General features: G+C 61.5%; 14 protein-coding genes. 9 read left to right on the top strand and 5 right to left on the bottom strand.

What is annotated here, in order from left to right; translation table 11 throughout:
• Positions 1–192: 192 nt before the first annotated feature.
• From F0P96_RS04735 to F0P96_RS04720, 4 genes are read left to right on the top strand one after another with little or no spacing between them, the layout of a single operon-like run.
• Positions 193–942, top strand: coding sequence for a cupredoxin domain-containing protein (locus tag F0P96_RS04735; protein ID WP_151077684.1), 750 nt, complete (start codon positions 193–195; stop codon positions 940–942).
• Positions 943–977: 35 nt separating this feature from the next.
• Positions 978–3749: a TonB-dependent receptor gene (locus F0P96_RS04730; RefSeq protein ID WP_151077683.1), complete on the top strand. Its 2772-nt coding sequence runs from the start codon at positions 978–980 to the stop codon at positions 3747–3749.
• Between the two features lie 3 nt (positions 3750–3752).
• Positions 3753–4904 carry a DUF4249 domain-containing protein gene (locus tag F0P96_RS04725; protein WP_151077682.1) on the top strand — a complete coding sequence of 384 codons (1152 nt, stop codon included), beginning with the start codon at positions 3753–3755 and terminating at the stop codon, positions 4902–4904.
• Between the two features lie 54 nt (positions 4905–4958).
• A complete protein-coding gene (locus tag F0P96_RS04720) occupies positions 4959–7373 on the top strand; it encodes a hypothetical protein (RefSeq protein ID WP_151077681.1) in 2415 nt (804 codons plus the stop codon).
• A gap of 74 nt (positions 7374–7447) precedes the next feature.
• On the opposite strand, the gene F0P96_RS04715 is transcribed toward F0P96_RS04720, so the two are convergent.
• Positions 7448–7636 carry a hypothetical protein gene (locus F0P96_RS04715; protein ID WP_151077680.1) on the bottom strand — a complete coding sequence of 63 codons (189 nt, stop codon included), beginning with the start codon at positions 7634–7636 and terminating at the stop codon, positions 7448–7450.
• A gap of 202 nt (positions 7637–7838) precedes the next feature.
• On the bottom strand, positions 7839–8552 hold the full coding sequence (locus tag F0P96_RS04710; protein ID WP_151077679.1) for a 3-ketoacyl-ACP reductase: 714 nt from the start codon (positions 8550–8552) through the stop codon (positions 7839–7841).
• A 271-nt stretch (positions 8553–8823) separates the two neighbouring features.
• Between F0P96_RS04710 and F0P96_RS04705 the strand changes: the two genes are divergently transcribed.
• The 3 genes from F0P96_RS04705 (at position 8824) to F0P96_RS04695 (ending at position 13918) form a co-directional block, all read left to right on the top strand.
• Positions 8824–10101 carry a tetratricopeptide repeat protein gene (locus tag F0P96_RS04705; protein ID WP_151077678.1) on the top strand — a complete coding sequence of 426 codons (1278 nt, stop codon included), beginning with the start codon at positions 8824–8826 and terminating at the stop codon, positions 10099–10101.
• Positions 10102–10674: 573 nt separating this feature from the next.
• Positions 10675–11922 carry a T9SS type A sorting domain-containing protein gene (locus tag F0P96_RS04700; protein WP_160620448.1) on the top strand — a complete coding sequence of 416 codons (1248 nt, stop codon included), beginning with the start codon at positions 10675–10677 and terminating at the stop codon, positions 11920–11922.
• Positions 11923–12088: 166 nt separating this feature from the next.
• Entirely contained in the window at positions 12089–13918 is a 1830-nt protein-coding gene (locus F0P96_RS04695) for a DUF885 domain-containing protein (RefSeq protein ID WP_151077676.1), read from the top strand.
• Between the two features lie 218 nt (positions 13919–14136).
• On the opposite strand, the gene F0P96_RS20890 is transcribed toward F0P96_RS04695, so the two are convergent.
• Together F0P96_RS20890 and F0P96_RS04685 are read right to left on the bottom strand one after the other, a co-directional pair.
• Complete coding sequence (locus F0P96_RS20890) at positions 14137–14424, bottom strand: hypothetical protein (RefSeq protein ID WP_160620450.1); 288 nt, start codon at positions 14422–14424, stop codon at positions 14137–14139.
• A gap of 77 nt (positions 14425–14501) precedes the next feature.
• Positions 14502–14708, bottom strand: a complete 207-nt coding sequence (locus F0P96_RS04685; RefSeq protein ID WP_151077675.1) for a hypothetical protein — start codon at positions 14706–14708, stop codon at positions 14502–14504.
• Between the two features lie 404 nt (positions 14709–15112).
• On the opposite strand from F0P96_RS04685, the gene F0P96_RS04680 reads away from it, so the two are divergent.
• Complete coding sequence (locus tag F0P96_RS04680; protein ID WP_151077674.1) at positions 15113–15751, top strand: flavin reductase family protein; 639 nt, start codon at positions 15113–15115, stop codon at positions 15749–15751.
• A gap of 70 nt (positions 15752–15821) precedes the next feature.
• Here the strand turns inward: F0P96_RS04680 and F0P96_RS04675 are convergent, their stop codons facing one another.
• Positions 15822–16310 (bottom strand): hypothetical protein, encoded by a 489-nt coding sequence (locus F0P96_RS04675; protein ID WP_151077673.1) that lies wholly within the window; start codon positions 16308–16310, stop codon positions 15822–15824.
• A 188-nt stretch (positions 16311–16498) separates the two neighbouring features.
• Here F0P96_RS04675 and F0P96_RS04670 point away from each other — a divergent pair, with 188 nt between their 5' ends.
• Complete coding sequence (locus F0P96_RS04670) at positions 16499–17242, top strand: adenine nucleotide alpha hydrolase (RefSeq protein WP_151077672.1); 744 nt, start codon at positions 16499–16501, stop codon at positions 17240–17242.
• Positions 17243–17309: the final 67 nt, after the last annotated feature.

Here is a 17309-nt window from a genome sequence, read left to right as displayed (position 1 = left end):
CGGGCGCCGGGTTGCCGACTGCAACCCCAAGCGTAGCGCAACCCTTGGGCATCAACCTGCCTCTTATACCTGCCGATTGGGGGCCAGCAGCCAGGAAGGGTTTAGCGAGCGGCGGGCATTATTGCCGCCGCATGTCGTTCTTTGGGCAGCGTCAAAAAAGAGAATTACATGCTTAAAAAACTATATACAAGTGTGCTGTGCCTGGTTTGGCCATTGGCCGTGCCCGCCGTGGCACAGTCGGCAGAGGCGGGGGGGGCTGCCGAGGTGCCCGAGCTGCGGGCCGCCGTGCGCCACGTAACCAGCCGCTACCTGGAGGCCCTGGGCGGCGAGGCGCTGCTCTACAACGGGCCGGAGTACATCAACTACGACAACAGCCAGACCGAGGGGCATCAGTTCTTTGTTTCCGACCAGGAAACCCTGGGCACGGTGGACTACGACGGCTTTGCTTTTCCCAACGTGCCCCTGCTTTACGACCTGAACCGGGACGTGCTGGTGGCGCGTAACAAAACCAGCCCCGCGCAGCTGCAGCTAGTGAGCGAGTGGGTGCACGCCTTCGAGCTGCACGGGCACCGCTTTGTGCGCTTGGTGGCCACCGGCCAGGCCACGGCACCGCCCGTTACCGGTTTCTACGACGTGGTAGCGGGCCAGCCCACCGCGGCCGTGCACGTGCTGGTGAAGCGCACCAAGGAACTGCAAAACGTGGCGGGCAAGGGCGTGCTGAAAGTATTTGTGCCGCAGGACCGGTACTACGTCTTCAGTCAAGGCCGCTACCACGCGGTAGCAGGCAAGTCGTCGGTGCTGGCGGCGTTTCCCGACCGGCAGAAGGACCTGCGCAAATACGCCAAGACGCAGCACCTGAAATTTGGGCGGGAGCAGCGCGAAAAATCCATTGTGCTGCTGGCTTCCTACTACGCCAGCCCGGCTCCGGCCGCCGCAAACTAGTTCTGTCCTAAACGCTACGCCGCAATCGGGCTCGTATGAAGCATTTTTTCTGGCTTATCCTGTTGTTGTTGCTTGTTGGCGGGCCGCCTGCGGCCCACGGGCAGCAGGCCGCGCCCACCGTCAGCGGCACGTTTGCCAATGCCTCCTTCGAAGCCTTTGCCCAGCACATCGAAAGCACCACCCCGTATAGGTTCTACTTCGACCCCCTGGCCGTCGACAGCCTGTGCATCAACCTGAAGGTGGAGCAGCAGCCCTTGGCTGCGGTGCTCGACGGCTTGTTCAAGAACAGCGCGCTGCACTACGCCATCGACGCTCAGCAGCACGTGTACATCAGCGGCGGCGTGCGCATTCAGCCCGAGCTGCCCCGCGACTTTTTCACCTTGCCCACCACCGCCAACGAGGCGCCGCCGGCCGAGCTGGCAGATCCGTTTGCGGAGCAAAACAAAGCCGCCGCCCGCCGCAACGCGGCCGGTCGGGTGTACGAAATTGGGAATGCCCGCGGCAACCTGAGCGGCAAAGCCACCGTGGCCGGCCACCTGCGCGATGCGCAATCGGGCGAGCCGGTGGTGGGAGCCACTGTGTACGTGGAGTCGCCGGCCGTGGGCACCGCCACCGACGCCTTCGGGTACTACTCGCTCACGCTGCCGCGGGGCCGCCACACCGTGCTGGTGCGCGGCATCGGCATCAAGAACACCAAGCGCCAGATTGTGCTCTACGACGACGGCAAGCTGGAAATTGAAACCGACGAGGACATCACGCCGCTCAAAGAAGTGGTGATTGAGGCCGAGAAAGACAAGAACGTGGCGGGCATGCAAATGGGCCTGGAGAAGCTCGATATCCGCACCATCCGGCAGGTGCCCACGGCTTTCGGTGAGGCCGACATTTTGCGCGTGGTTCTCACGCTGCCGGGCGTGAAGTCGGTGGGGGAGGGCAGCACCGGCATGAACGTGCGCGGCGGCGCCACCGACCAAAACCTGATTCTGTTCAACGACGCGACGGTGTACAACCCGGCGCACTTGTTCGGCTTCTTTTCGGCCTTCAACCCCGACATGCTCAAGTCGGTGGAGCTCTACAAGAGCGCGGTGCCGGCCAAGTACGGCGGGCGCCTTTCGTCGGTGCTCGACATTGTGACGCGCGACGGCAACAAAAAGCAGTTTTCGGCCGTGGGCGGCATCGGTCCGCTCACCAGCCGCCTCACGCTGGAGGGCCCTATTGTGAAGGACAAGGCCTCGTTTCTGGTGGGCGGGCGCACCTCCTACTCCAACTGGATTCTGCACCTGCTGCCCACCAAGAGCTTCCGCGAAAGCTCGGCCGCGTTCTACGACCTGAACGCCCACGTGAGCGTGGAGCTGTCGGCTAAAAACGCGCTCTACCTCACCGGCTACGTCAGCCGCGACCAGTTTAAGCTGGCCTCCGACACGCTCTACCGCTACCTGAACCAGAACGCGAGCCTGAAGTGGAAGCACATTTTCAACAACAAGCTCTACAGCGTGGTGACGACCGGCGTGAGCCGCTACGACTACGACATCACCAGTGAGCGGAACGCCGTAAGTGCTTCCCGCCTGACCTACGGCCTGGGCCAAACCAACGGGCAGGTCGATTTCAGCTACTACCTCAGCCCCAAGCACACCGTCGAGTTCGGGGCCAGCTCCATTCTCTACCACGTGTCGCCGGGCAGCCTCCTGCCGCGGGGGCGCGAGTCGTTGGTGGCTACCGATGTGCTGCCGCGGGAGCAGGGCCTGGAAAGCGCCGCCTACGTTTCCGACCGCATCGATATCAGTCCCCGGCTGGCCGTGTCGGTGGGGTTGCGCTACTCGCTCTACCACGCGCTGGGCGCCGGCGACGTGCGCCGCTACACCCCCGGCCTTCCCAAAACCGAAGGCAACGTGGTGGATACCGTGCAGTACCGCGCCGGCCAGGTAATGGCCACCTACCACGGCCCCGAATACCGCCTTTCCATGAAGTACGCCCTGACGGCCAACTCTTCGGTGAAGGCCAGCTACAACCGCATGCGCCAGTACATTCACATGCTCTCCAACACGGCCTCCATGTCGCCGACCGACGTGTGGAAGCTGAGCGACGCGCACATTCGGCCCCAGGTGGGCGACCAGGTGGCGCTGGGCTACTACCAGAATTTCAAGGACAACACCATTGAAACGTCGGTGGAAACCTACTACAAAGCCATGCACGACTTTGTGGATTACAAGAGCGGCGCCACCCTCATTCTCAACCACCACCTGGAAACCGACGTGGTGAATGCCGAGGGCCAGGCCTACGGTGTGGAGGTGATGGTGAAAAAGCTCACCGGCAAAATCAACGGCTGGGTGAGCTACACCTATTCCCGCTCGTTGGTGCAGGTGAACGAAGGTACCCCGGCCGAGCGCGTGAACGGCGGCCAGTTCTACCCCAGCAACTTCGACAAGCCCCACGACTTCACCCTCATTGGCAACTACCGCTTCAGCCGGCGCATCAGTGCCTCACTGAACATGAACTACAGCACCGGGCGGCCCATCACGCTGCCGCTGGCCAAGTACCAGGTGGGCAACTCCCTGCGCGTGCTCTACTCCGACCGCAACGCCTACCGCGTGCCCGATTACTACCGCGCCGACTTCGCCCTCAATATCGAAGGCAACCACAAAGTGCGGAAGCTGGCCCACAGCTCTTGGACGCTGGGCGTGTACAACCTGACGGGCCGCAAAAACCCGTATTCCATCTACTTCAAGTCGGAAAACGGACAGATCAAGGGCTACAAGCTTTCCATCTTCGGCCGGCCCATTCCCACCCTCACCTACAACTTCAAGCTCTAGCCCATGCGCACGCTTTTCTCTGTTCTGCAAAATGCGGTGGTGTGGCTGAGCCTGTTGGTGCTGGGCGGCTGCGTGGATGAATTTGACCCGCAAGTGCCCGAAACCGACCGGAAGTTTTTGGTCGTCGACGGCTTTATCAACAGCAAGGGCATCACCACCATCAAGCTGAGCTACACGTTCGGACTGAAATCGGCCGCGGCGCCGCCGGTGGAAACGCGGGCCAAGCTCTACATCGAGGCCGAGGGCGGCACCCGCTACAACCTCACCGAAGGCGTGGCGGGCACCTACACCACAACGCCCCTCACGCTGGACCCGGCCCAGAAATACCGCCTGCACTTCACCACCGCCGCCGGCCAGGAATTTGCTTCCGACTACACAACCGTCAAGACCACGCCCAACATCGATGCCCTGACGTGGAAACAGGAGGCCGACGGCGTGCAGGTGTACCTGAGCACCCACGACGCCAGCAAGCAGTCCGTCTACTACCGCTGGGTGTGCGACGAAACCTGGGAGTTTACCTCGCGCTGGAATTCCATGCTGGAGTACCTCAACAACCAGATGGTGTTCCGGCAGGAGCAGATTTTCCATTGCTGGCGCATCGAGCCCAACACCGCCATTCGCCTCGGCAACACGGCCCGCCTCAGCCAGGACGTGGTGGCCGAGTACCCCCTGCTGAAGCTGCCCATCAGCTCGGGCAAGCTGCGCATCAAGTACAGCGTGCTGGTGACGCAGTATGCCCAAACCCGCGAAGAATACGAGTACTGGGAGATGCTGCGCAAAAACACCGAAAGCATTGGCACCCTGTTCGATCCGCTGCCCTCGCAGGTGACGGGCAACGTGCGCTGCCTCTCGCAGCCCGAAACCACGGTGTTGGGCTACATTGGCGCGTATTCGGCCACTCAGCAGCGCATTTTCATTGGCCGCGACGAGCTGCCGCGCGAGTGGATAGTTCCCAACGTGGGCTACGAAGAGTGCCTGTTTCTCGACAGCGTAGAAGTGAGAAACGCTGCTTCGGCTTTCCGTACCAAGAAGTTCTTGCCCGTCGATGGGCCCATGGCCAACTCCATGGGCTTTCAGGTATACACCGGCGCGACGGCCGAATGCGTGGACTGCCGCCTGCGCGGTACCAACGTGCGACCTGCCTTCTGGCGCTAATCCCGGCTTTCGATGAGCAATATTCTTAGGCTACCGATGTTTTTCCGCCGACCCATGCGCGTCGCGTACGTGGTGCGCGGCTGCCTGCTGCTGGGCGCACTGTGCATGGCGCTGACGGCTCAGGCGCAACGTGATTCGCTGCCGGGCATCAGCCGCGCGTTTGCCCGCTACCAGACGCAGGCGTTGCAGGAAAAACTATTTCTGCACACCGACCGACCGGCCTACGTGAGCGGCGACATTCTGTGGTTCAAGCTCTACGCCGTCGATGCCACGTACCACCGGCCGCTGCCGCTCAGCAAAATTGCCTACGTGGAAGTGCTGGACCGGCAGCAGAAACCGGTGCTGCAAACCAAAATAGCCCTGACCAACGCCATCGGCAGCGGGTCGTTGTTGCTGCCCGCCTCGTTGGTGTCGGGCTCCTACACGGTGCGCGCCTACACCAACTGGATGAAAAACACCGGGCCGGAATATTACTTCCACCGCTCGATTACGGTCGTCAACACGCTGGCCGCCGCGCTACCGGCGGCCGTCGATTCCGGCCGGTACGACGTGCAGTTTTTCCCGGAAGGCGGCCAGTTGGTGCAGGGCCTGAAAAGCCGCGTGGCCTTCAAAATAACCGATAAAACAGGGCGGGGAATTGCGGCCGAAGGCTCCTTGCTCGACGGCAGCGGGGCCACTGTCGCGCGTTTTGCTACCCTCAAGTTCGGGATGGGCCACGTGGATTTTACTCCCAGCCAACCGGGGGCGGTGTACACCGCCGTGGTGAAGCTGGCCGATGGGCAGCCGCTGACGCACAAGCTGCCCCCGGTGCACGCGCAAGGCCACGTGCTGCGCCTCGACGAGGCCGCCGACCACGTAGCCGTAACGGTGCAGGCAGCAGTGCCCGGCGCGGGCACGGTATATCTGCTGGGCCATGCCGGGCAGCAGGTTTTTGCCTCCGTAGCCGGCCAGCTGCGCAACGGCCAGGCGCAGTTCACCGTCGCCAACAGCGCGCTGCCCGAGGGCGTGCTGCACTTCACCGTTTTCAACGACCAGCGGCAACCCGTGGCCGAGCGGCTGTATTTCCGGCGTCCCGGCCGGCCGCTGCAGCTGCAACTCAAAACCGACAAAGCGCAGTACGGAACCCGCGAGAAAGTGAGCCTGGCGGTAACGGCGACCGGGGCGGCCCAACAGCCGCAGCCGGCCGCCAACCTGTCTTTGGCCGTCTACAAGCTCGACTCGTTGGCTGCGGCCCCGGGCACCGACATTAGCAGTTATTTGTGGCTGGCGGCAGACCTGCAGGGCGCAGTTGAGCAGCCGGAGTACTACGTGCACGCCACGGGGGCCGAAGTAGCCGAAGCCACCGACAACCTGATGCTGACGCAGGGCTGGCGCCGGTTTACCTGGCAGGATGTGCTGGCCGCGCAGCCGCCAGTTCCGGCTTATGTGCCCGAGCTGAACGGGCATTTGATTCGGGGTAGGGTGGTGCAGGCTGCTACCGGGGCACCGGCACCCGGCATTGCCACCTTCCTTGCCTCGCCCAGCCGCTACCTGCGGCTCTACAATTCCATCAGCAAACCCGACGGCAGCATTCAGTTTGAGGTGCGCGACTTCAGCGGCCCGCGCAACCCGGTGGTGCAGCCCGACCTGAGCCGCGACAGCACCTACCGCATCGAGCTGTTGAACCCGTTTTCGACCGAGTACACCACAACCTTGCGGCCGCCACTGGCCCTCGACGAACGGCACCGGGCGGCGCTTACCCAGCGCCACTTGCAGATGCAGGTGCAAAATGCCTATTACCGCCAGTACCGCGCACCGCGTCCGCAGCCCTTGGCCGACAGCACCGCCTTCTATGGCCAGCCCGCCGAGCATTACCGGCTCGACGACTACACCCGCTTCAAGGTGATGGAAGAGGTAATGCGCGAGTATGTGCCCGGCGTGCAGGTGCGCATTCGGAAGAACGGCTTCAACTACATGGTGCTCAACAAGCCGCGCAACTACTTCTTCCCCGAAAACCCCATGGTGCTGCTGGACGGCGTTCCGATTTTCGACATGAACAAGGTGCTGAAAATCGACCCGCTGCAGGTGCAAACCCTCGACGTAGTAACCAGCGGCTACCAGCAGGGGCAGCTGAAATACAGCGGCCTCGTGAGCTACCGCACCTACAAGGGCGACATGGCGAACCACCAACTCGATGCCCGCGCCTTGGTGCAGGAGTACGAGGGCGTGCAGTGGCAACGGGAGTTCTACGCGCCCCGCTACGATACCCCCAACGACCAGCAGCGTCGCCTGCCCGACCTGCGCAACCTGCTCTACTGGAACCCCGCCGTGCTGACCGATGCCAGCGGTGCCAGCCAGCAAACCTGGTACACCGCCGACGAAGCCGGTACCTACTTGGTGGTGGTGCAAGGGCTGGGCGCGAACGGCCAGTCGGGCAGTGCCACCTACCGCTTCGAGGTGAAGCAAGCCGACGTTGCCCGAAACAAATAGCTCAACATGGCCCCAAAACAAAGCCGCCTGCTTCTTCAACAGGCGGCTTTGTTTTGGGGTAATACGGAGCTCCGTTAGCACCAGCGGCCGGTGGCAAAGCTGGGGTGCGAGTGGGGCTGGGTGCGGTCGGGTTGCGGCTCATCTTCCTGCTGGCCGGGCTGAAACGTGCGCCGGCGCCGGGGGGAGCGAAGCGGATCGGTGGGACGCGCCGGGGGCAGGCCCTGGGGCGAAGCGGTAATGGGATATGTGAGGGGCTTGGTCATGGGGAAAGAGGGCAAAAATGACGCGCCAACCCGCCGCAGCGGCCGAACGCAACCTGTATACGCACCGCGTGCCCCAACGGCTAAGGCAACCCTCTGATTTTTTGGTCGCTACCCTACTGATTTTCACTGCGTATTTACCGCCAAGCTCATCAGCTGATATACGCAGTGCCGCGGCCTGCTTTCCACTTCATGCGCCTCGGCCCTACGGATTCGTGCTCCAGAGGCCTGCTTCTTTCAAAAACACACGCCGGTTGAGCTTCAGCTGGGCCACGATAAGCTCGGCCAAATCTTCGGGCTGCATCACCTTATCCGGGTTGCCATCGGTAAGCTTAAGCTCCACCGCCAGCGGCGTGGCCACGGTGCTGGGCGTGAGGGCCGACACGCGGATGTTGTGCTTGCGCACCTCCTGCATCAGCGACTCGGTGAGGCCCAGCACGGCAAACTTGGAGGCGCTGTAGGCACTGGTTACGGCCGCGCCGGTTTTGCCCGCCGTCGACGAGATGTTGATGATGTCGCCGGTTTGGCGCGCAATCATGTCGGGCAGCACGGCGCGGGTGGCGTAGTATGTCCCCATGAGGTTCACGCGCACGATGTTTTCCCACACGGCCGGTTCCAGCTCCAGAAATTTGCCGAACGCAGCCGTGCCGGCGTTGTTGATGAGAATATCGATGGGGCCAAGCTGCTGGACCTGCGCCACGGCCGCCGTTACGGCTTCGAGGTCGGCCACGTCGGCTGGCACCACAGCGGCCCGCCCGCCAAGGGCTTCAATGTCGGCCGCCACGGCGCGTAGCTGGTCTTCGGAACGAGCCAACAGGCCTACGTGTACGCCTTCGGTGGCCAAAGCCAGGGCTACCGCCCGCCCGATGCCTTGGCCGGCACCGGTGACCAAGGCAATTTTGCCAGTTAAATCTTGCATGGAATGAGAGTGAAAGAGGTAGATGTCGGCGCGAAAAACTGCCTTGCGGGTGCACTGCAGGCAACTCCGGATTGCCGTATAGAGAGTACGCCCAAGCTGCGCCCACGCCGGAAGGCGGTAAACAAGGCGTTTGCGGCTATTGTTGTGAAGGGCTGACGGGCGCCGCTATGCACCGTGAACTGTCCGCCTCGGTGGCCGTGTTTGGGTAGTCGGAGCCCCTCGGCAACAAACCAGTGACAAACAGCGTCTTGTTCTTCCTGCCGTATTGTACATGATCCGTTGCTCGCGTTTCCTCATTTTGCCCGTCTGGTTTGTGGTGGCGCTGCTGGCGCTGGGAGCCTCCACTGTTCGGGCTCAGCAAACCGATACCGCCCGGGTGCCCGCGCCCATTCGCAACATTCAGCTGGAGAACGTAGACGTGGCGCCTTCGGCCCTCGACTACTCGGGCTGGCTGCTGCTGGACCGGGATATTCAGCTGGAGTTGGACGGCGCCATCCAGAACCTCTACAACTTCAAGTACGACAAGGCCGAGAAGCAATTCCGCAGCCTGAAGCGGCGCTACCCCAACCACCCCATGCCCTACTTTTTGCTGGGCCTGAGCCAGTGGTGGAAGATCATGCCCAGCAACATCACCAGCACGCAGTACGACCGGGGGTTCTACGCCTACATGGATTCGGCCATTACCAAAGGCGAGGCGCTCTACGGGCAAAACAACAAGAACTACGAGGCCTGCTTTTTCCTTTCGGCCGCCTATGGTTTTGACGCCCGCCTGCACGCCGAGCGCAAAGATTGGCGCAAGGCCACCGTCAGCAGCAAACGGGCGCTGGCCTACCTCGACAAAAGCCAGGAAGCCAACGACCTCAGCCCCGAGTTCCTCTTCGGGCAGGCGCTGATGAATTACTACGCCCCCTGGATCAGCCAGGAATACCCGCTGCTGCGCCCCGTGCTCCTGTTTTTCCCCAAAGGCAACAAGGAGCTGGGCTTGCGGCAGTTGCGCAGCGTGGCCGACAACGGCTTTTACACCGGCAACGAGGCGCGGGTGTTTCTGATGAAGATTTACATGAACACCGAGAACCAGCCCGCCGAAGCCTTGCCCATGGCGCGCTACCTGGCCTCGAAGTACCCCGACAACGGCTACTTCCAGCGGTTCTATGCGCTGGTACTCTACAACCAAGGCCGGTTTCAGGAATGCGAGCAGGTAAGCCGCTCCATTCTCGACAAGCTCAACCGCGGCTACGCCGGCTACGAAAGCATCAGCGGCAAATACGCCACCTATTTCCTGGGCTCGTTGATGCACCGCAAGTACGAAGACCTGCCCAAAGCCAAGGAATACTACCAGCGCAGCATTGTGTTTGCCGAAGCCAATGGCGAAACCCGCACCGGCTTTTACCTCTACGCCCACCTGAACCTGGCCCGCATTGCCGAGCAGCAGAAGGACCCCAAAACGGCGGCCCGCTACTACGCCGTGGTAGAAGACAAGTGGGAAGACCGCAAAGCCGCCGAATACCGCGAAGCCAAGCTGTACCTGAAACAGCACCGCAAGTCGTAGCGCCTACCTGCAAAAAGCAACTGCCGGGGCCCTTTTCATAGAAAGGGGCCCCGGCAGCGTTTATGTAGCTAGCCCATAAACTACAGCGGCCGATTCGTTTTCCTTCAAGATGTACAGTTTGCCGGCTCGCTGAAACAGAGCTATTTGAGCAATATTAGCCCTGCAAATGCCTCCTTTTTAGCTGCCTTTCGCGCGAGTTCAACGAGTTGAAGCTTAGCTGTGCCGGAGATGAAAAGAGGGTAAACCAGTGACAGTCAAACAAAAAAACGGAGTTGGTTTTGGCCCTTTAACGGAGTTGTACCGGGAACAGTAACTCCCGATAAGTGCAATACTATCAGGCACTGAATAACGTCTGACGGGGATGAGCCTGTTAAAGTGAAAAGCGGGGCTTTATTATAATATTTATATATTAAAATATAATATTACTTATGTATTTACAAAAATATTTGTCCGCAATCTAGTGTCTGTCGTTATAAAACCAAGCTTTTGCTTTGAAATAATCTTCAAACGACTCTCCCCATGAAAACGACACTACTTTCTTTTGTCCTAATTTTTGTTTTTGGTTTCTGCGGTATGGGTTCGGTGCAAGCGCAATGCACCTACACATCTAAGCCCGGCGGCGGTGCGTGGAGCGACCCCAACACGTGGGTCATTTCCGGCAATGCCAACGGCCATCTGGTGCCGACCACTCAACTGCAGCGCAACGGCCAGGACGCCAACAACAGCATCGTCATCATTGCTTCCGATGTACGCCTCGACCGGGATTACCTGGTGGGCGGCGACAATGGCAAACTGATCATCAATGCCGGCGCTTCGCTGGTAGAAGACCAGGCTGGCCGGTCGCTCGCATTTGGCGAGCAGCAGAAAGCCGACCAAGTGCGCCTCGAACTCAACGGCCTGCTGCAGGTAAGCCGGGCCAGCTTCTACAAGGCCGACGCCGACCTGGGCAGCCGCGCCGTGTTGCGAACTTCCTGCAGCGTGGCCCTGGCCAACCAGTCGAATCTGGATATTGAGGCTGGCGCCGTGCTCGACATCGACGGCAACCTGATGGTGCGCCAAGGCAACCCCAGCCTCGTGGGGTCGGGCACGCTCTCCATCAGCGGCTGCGTGATGACGCAGGGCAACGGGTCGCTCAACGGGCTGTTTGGCCCCAACCTGAGCGTGTGCATCCAGGGAGGCGCTAGTTCTTGCGCAGTTGCCGAGGAAGACCGCGGGCTGCAGTGCAACCCCCGCGCCCTCGATGCCATTACGGTGAACGGCTGCCGCCAGCCGCTGCCGGTTGAGCTCGTGAGCTTCACGGCCCGCTATGCCGATCGGCAAGTGGTGGTACAGTGGGCTACGGCCTCGGAGAAAAACTCGGCCAGCTTTGCCGTGGAGCGTTCGGCCGATGGCAAGAGCTTCGAAACCGTGACGACCACGGAAGCGGCCGGCAACTCCAGCAGCCGCCGCTCATACACCGCCGCCGACCGCCGCCCGTTGTCGGGCACCAGCTACTACCGCCTCAAGCAAATAGACCTCGACGGCACCTTCACGTACTCGACGGCGCTGCCCGTCACCGCCGGCAGCCTCGGTAGCGAGCAACTGCAAGCCTACGGCCGGGCCGGCTTGCTGAACGTGGAGATGCACGGCAATGCTCCCTGCCACATGCTGCGCGTGCTCGACAGCATGGGCCGCGTGCTCTACACCGAAACCCTGACGGATGCGCCGACCGGATCTTTCGTGCGCCAGCTGCCGCTGCAACACACCGGTACCGGCGTATACATTGTGCAAGCCGTAACCACCGAAGGCACGGTGAGCCGCAAGTTTATGATGCTGAACTAAGCCCACGCGGCGCTCAGCCAAGTCTCAAAAGCCTGTCTGCCCCTTGGCAGGCAGGCTTTTTTGCATGCAGGCAACTGCCCGATGCAGCTTCACACGTGCCGGCGTGTTCTTCCCAGCCCAAAGCATGCTAGATTTAGCGCCACAGCCCCACACGCCTTCCCATTCCATGAAACACCGTACCCTCGCGGCCGGCGCCTTGGCCGCGGCCTTGCTGACCGCCGCCTGCTCGCAGCCAACCAAAACCGAAGTGCAAACCGACTCCTCCGCCACTTCTGCCACTACCGAAACGGCCGCCAAAGACCTGCCGGCCGTGTTCGACGCCTATTGGGAAGAAAACGCCAAGCTCTTTCCGCTCGACGCCACCACCCAAGGCGACAACCGCTACAACGACCAGCTGCCCAACGACGGTACCGTGGCGTTCCGCAAAGACCTGCAGGCCTTCTACCAGAAATACCTCGGCCAGCTGCAGCAGTTCGACCGCGAAAAGCTATCCGATAACGACAAAATCAGCTACGACATCTTTCAGTACGACCTGCAAAGCAAGCTCGACGGCCTGAAGCTGAACACTTGGATGCTGCCTTACCAGCAGTTCTGGGGCCTGCCCATTACCATGGGGCAGTACGGCTCGGGCGAAGGCGTGCAGCCCTTCAAAACACCCGAAGACTACGACAACTGGCTGGGCCGGGTGCGCGGTTTTTCGGTGTGGGCCGATACGGCCATCAGCAACATGCGCCAAGGCATGAAAGCCGGCGTGGTGCTGCCCAAAACATTGGTGCAGAAGATGATTCCGCAGATGAACGACTTGGTGGTGACGGACCCCACCAAAAGCCTGTTCTACGGCCCCATCAACAAGCTGCCCGCCAGCTTCTCCGCCGCCGACAAGCAGCGCATTACGGAGGCCTACCGCACGGCCATCATGAACGAGCTGGTGCCCACGTACCGCCGTCTGGGCCAGTTTCTGCAAACCGAATACCTGCCCAAAGCCCGCCCCAGCACCGGCATTGCGGCCGTGCCGGGTGGCCCCGACATCTACCGGTACTACGTGCGGTACTGGACGACTACCGACAAGACGCCCGACGAGATTTACCAGACGGGCTTGGCCGAAGTCAAGCGCATTCGCTCGGAAATGGAGCGCGTGAAAGCCTCCACGGGCTTCAAAGGCGACCTGCCGGCGTTTTTCAACTACCTGAAGACCGACAAGAAGTTTATGCCCTACAAAACGCCGCAGCAGGTGCTCGGCGCGTTCAAGGCCATTCAAACCAAGATTGACCCGAACCTGAAAAAGATGTTCGGGCGCACGCCCAAAACGCCGTTCGAGATTCGCCAGACGGAAGCATTCCGCGCCGCTTCGGCGTCGGCTGAGTACAACCAGGGCAGCCCCGATGGCTCGCGCCCCGGCATTTTCTACGTACCGATTCTCGACGCGAAGACCTTCAACACCACCTCGGGCATGGAGTCGTTGTTTCTGCACGAAGCCATTCCAGGCCACCACTACCAGATTTCGCTGCAGCAGGAAAATACCGACCTGCCCAAATTCCGCCGCTTTGCGTGGTACGGTGCCATGGGCGAAGGCTGGGCCCTGTACACCGAAAGCCTGGGCAAGGAGCTTGGCCTCTACACCGACCCCTACCAGTACATGGGGGCCCTCGGCGACGAAATTCACCGCGCCATTCGCCTCGTGGTGGACACCGGCATGCACTCCCGCAACATGACGCGCGAGCAGGCCATCAAGTACATGATGGACAACGAAGCCATCAGTGAGCAGGGCGCCACGGCCGAAATTGAGCGGTATATGGCCATTCCGGGCCAGGCCTTGTCGTACAAAACCGGCGCGCTCAAAATTCAGGAGCTGCGCCGCAAGTACGAGCAGCAACTCGGCGCCAAGTTCAACCTCAGCAACTTCCACGACGAATTGCTGAAAGACGGCGTGATGCCGCTGGCCGTGCTGGAGCGCAAAATGGACGCTTGGGCCGCCAAGCAAGCCGCCAATAATTAATTGTAAGCCTTCCGGCAAAACAGCAGCGGCAGCTTCCCCGAAGCTGCCGCTGCTGTTTTTAACGGGTGTGTAGAATGGCTTCTACAAACGGATAGCTCAGCTGCAGCGGGTTGATTCTGGTCTCATAAATCCGCCGCAGTGGCCGACCAACGTGCAGGTTTTGTAGCGAAAAAAAGACGTGCAATGCCTTGCTGAAGCATTTTCCGACAAAAGATGGGCTAGTAGGTGGTACTGCCGTACGTGGTCGAGCCCGTGGTGCCGCCGTCAGTAGAGCCACCCGTGCTAGACGTGGTGGAACCAGTAGTGCTTGAAGTGGTAGAACCCGACGTAGTGGTGCCGGAAGTGGTACTGCTGGTGGTCGAGCCGCTGGTGGTAGAACCACTGGTGGTGCCGGTGGTGGCAGAACTGGGCGTTACGCCGTCGTCGTTGCAACCGTCGCAGCCGGTGAGGAAGAGCAACGCGGCAGCAAACCCAAGCCGCGCTGGGTGGGGCAGGAGAGTTTTCATAGCTAGTGCCTTCGGTGCCAACAATTGGAGTGCGAACTGCTTCCACGCATGCAAAGTAGGATTGAGCCCGTGCACGATCAGCTAGCCGGGCCCGAACCACCGTTGCTGCCTGATCCGCAGCCCCCGTGCGGGTGGCTGCCGTGGTCACCGGAACCGGCTCCGGTTGCCGCTCCGCGGTCGGAAGAGTCTGGGCGCGGGCGCACGTCTTCGCCTTCGCAGCTGGTGAGCAGCAGTGCCGTGCTCGTGAGCAAGCCGAGAAAAATGCGTCGGAAACGAGTGTGCATGGGCGTAGTCGTTAAGGTGCGACGGGTACTGAATGGAATTGGCGCACCGCCCGTCGCGGTGGCCAATTCCCCGGCAACTGTTGCCTTGGTGAGTGTGCTTGCATACTCAGACAGCATAGGACGAAAGGTTGCCTGTAAGACAGGATTAAAGTCTTTGTAACCAGCTATTTGATTTGGTAACGATTGGACTTGGGTCGCCGGGCAAAAACGACTATGCCGCTGGGCGCCGATGCTATTCGGTCGGGCGTGCGGAGGAACGGATAGGCCCAACTGCGTACTGCGTTGCCGTGCTGCAGCGGTAGCGCGGCCCGGCAAAGGGAAGAGCGTATAGTCAACCAAGCCCTGCGCAAACTGAACAAAAAGCGGCGTTGCCGGTCCCACAGCTGTTCGCCATCCTACTTCGCATGCGCCACATTTCCGCCGCCGATATTCAGGCTTTCGACAAGCTCTTTCGCCTCAACCTCGTCAACTCGTTGCCTGGCTACAAACCGGCCAACCTCATCGGCACCGCTGCGCCCGATGGTGCTACCAACTTGGCCATTTTCAGTTCCGTCGTGCACCTCGGCTCCGACCCACCGCTGCTGGGCATGGTTACCCGGCCTACTTCGGTGCCGCGCCACACCTACGAGAATATCCGGGCCACGGGCAGCTACACCATCAACCATGTGACTGACGGGCAGGTGGCCGCCGCGCACTACACTTCGGCCAATTTTCCGCGCGAGGAGTCGGAGTTTGCCCAATGCGGTTTCACCCCGGAGTACCGCCACGGCTTTCCAGCCCCCTACGTGGCCGAAAGCCGCATCAGTATAGGTCTGCGGCTGGTGGCCGAAGTGCCCATTGAGTTAAACGGCACCGTGCTGCTCATCGGGCAGGTGGAGCACGTGTACCTCGACGACGCAGCCCTTCAACCCGACGGCACGCTGGATTTGGCGGCGGTGCAGAGCGTTGCTATTTCCGGGCTCGACGGCTACCACCGGGTTTCGCCCCTGGCGGCTTTTGCGTACGCCCGAGCCGGACAAGGTCCCAAGCCCAAGGAGCTTTAACACCGCAAACCCCGTTGCCTTGGCCAAGGCAACGGGGTTTGCGGTGTTTGTTCGACGTGAAAACGAAAGGTTATTGCTGCTGACCTACCGCGTTTCGCCGTTGGGAGGCATTGGGGTCGGTGGTGCGGGGGGCGTTGTTGAGCGTGCCACGGCCGCCGGTGGTTTGGCCGGTGGCCGTGCCGCTGGCGGCTTTTTCCGTGCTCTGGCCCGACGTGATATCCGCTGGGCTGGCTCCACCGCGCGTCAGGCTTTGGCCGCTCGTGGTCGAGGTGCCGTCGGTGGTGCCGCCGCTGGTGTATTTAGAGGTGTTGGGGTCGCCGCCGGGCTGCGAGCTAACGGCCTCGGCCGTTGAGCGGGCCCCAGACGTAGTGCCCACCGGGCGGTACGCCTTGCCGCCGCCCGACATACTGTCGCGGTCGGTGTCGACGTGAGTGGCCCGCGGTGCGGCAGCAAACGAGTCCCGGCGCATGGAGTCGACGCCGGGAGAGTAGGAATAGTCGCAGGCTACGAGCGGAAGCAGCAGGGCAGCGGCCCACAAGGCGCGAGGAGAGCGGAGCATAGCGAGGTAGGGTTTGGGAGTGCGTGTCTGAAATGAGCGTGCGGTGTATACGCGCCAACCGCGGTTAATGGCTAACGGCGCCTCAGAAAGCAGTAAGTAGAGCCGTGCTAAATAGGTACTGATACGCTCCGAACGCGTTGGTTACCCGAGCCAGCGCATCTTTGCAGAACCATTTAGAACAACCTCGTTTGAAGAACGCAGTCCAGCACTGGAGCGGTGGCAAAGACTCGGCCCTGTGCCTCTACCACGCCCTGCGGCAGCCGCAGGTACACGTTTCGCACTTGCTCACCACGCTCAACGAGCACTACCAGCGCGTGGCCATGCACGGCGTGCGCCCGGAGTTGCTCGACGCCCAGGCCCAGCGCATTGGCCTACCGCTGCAACCCGTGTGGCTGCCCGAAATGCCCTCCATGGCCGAATACGAGCAGCGAATGGCTACGGCCCTGAGCGACCTGCGGCGGCAGCACAACGTAACCGTATCGGTGTTTGGCGACCTGCACCTGCAGGATTTGCGCGCCTACCGCGAGCAGCAAGTGGCGGCGCTGCACTTGGAAGCCCAGTTTCCCATCTGGCATAAGCCCGCTTCTGAACTGCTGGCCGAGTTTTTCGACCTGGGCTTTCGAGCCATTGTCGTTTGCACCAACGAGCAGCACCTCGACGCCAGCTTCTGTGGCCGGGAGCTGGACCGCGACTTTCTTCGCGACCTGCCACCCGGTGTCGACCCCTGCGGCGAAAACGGCGAATACCACTCCTTCGTCTACGAGGCGCCGTATTTCAGTAGCCCCATTGCCATTCGGCGCGGTGAAAAAGTGCGCCGAAGCTACCGCAACCCCGCAACCGCCGAAACTCCTTCCGACGACTGTTTCCGCGACGCGCCCACACCTGCCGAGGCTGGCTTCTGGTATTGCGACCTGCAACTGGCTACCGCGTAAGCGTTGCCGAAAACCAACCGGGCCGCCGTCGGAGGTTCGACGGCGGCCCGGTTGGTTTTCATGCTTA

This window comes from Hymenobacter busanensis (assembly GCF_008727865.1).
GTDB classification, from domain to species: Bacteria; Bacteroidota; Bacteroidia; order Cytophagales; family Hymenobacteraceae; genus Solirubrum; species Solirubrum busanense.
Note: the sequence above shows the minus strand (reverse complement) of the source record. Positions and strands in the feature narration are given on the sequence as shown.

Coding starts and splice junctions, on each gene's coding strand:
- F0P96_RS04695 (WP_151077676.1), top strand. CDS start 12,089: ATGAAACACCGTACCCTCGCGGCCGGCGCCTTGGCCGCGGCCTTGCTG.
- F0P96_RS20890 (WP_160620450.1), bottom strand. CDS start 14,424: ATGAAAACTCTCCTGCCCCACCCAGCGCGGCTTGGGTTTGCTGCCGCG.
- F0P96_RS04680 (WP_151077674.1), top strand. CDS start 15,113: ATGCGCCACATTTCCGCCGCCGATATTCAGGCTTTCGACAAGCTCTTT.
- F0P96_RS04700 (WP_160620448.1), top strand. CDS start 10,675: ATGGGTTCGGTGCAAGCGCAATGCACCTACACATCTAAGCCCGGCGGC.
- F0P96_RS04725 (WP_151077682.1), top strand. CDS start 3,753: ATGCGCACGCTTTTCTCTGTTCTGCAAAATGCGGTGGTGTGGCTGAGC.
- F0P96_RS04715 (WP_151077680.1), bottom strand. CDS start 7,636: ATGACCAAGCCCCTCACATATCCCATTACCGCTTCGCCCCAGGGCCTG.
- F0P96_RS04730 (WP_151077683.1), top strand. CDS start 978: ATGAAGCATTTTTTCTGGCTTATCCTGTTGTTGTTGCTTGTTGGCGGG.
- F0P96_RS04685 (WP_151077675.1), bottom strand. CDS start 14,708: ATGCACACTCGTTTCCGACGCATTTTTCTCGGCTTGCTCACGAGCACG.
- F0P96_RS04710 (WP_151077679.1), bottom strand. CDS start 8,552: ATGCAAGATTTAACTGGCAAAATTGCCTTGGTCACCGGTGCCGGCCAA.
- F0P96_RS04720 (WP_151077681.1), top strand. CDS start 4,959: ATGCGCGTCGCGTACGTGGTGCGCGGCTGCCTGCTGCTGGGCGCACTG.
- F0P96_RS04705 (WP_151077678.1), top strand. CDS start 8,824: ATGATCCGTTGCTCGCGTTTCCTCATTTTGCCCGTCTGGTTTGTGGTG.
- F0P96_RS04675 (WP_151077673.1), bottom strand. CDS start 16,310: ATGCTCCGCTCTCCTCGCGCCTTGTGGGCCGCTGCCCTGCTGCTTCCG.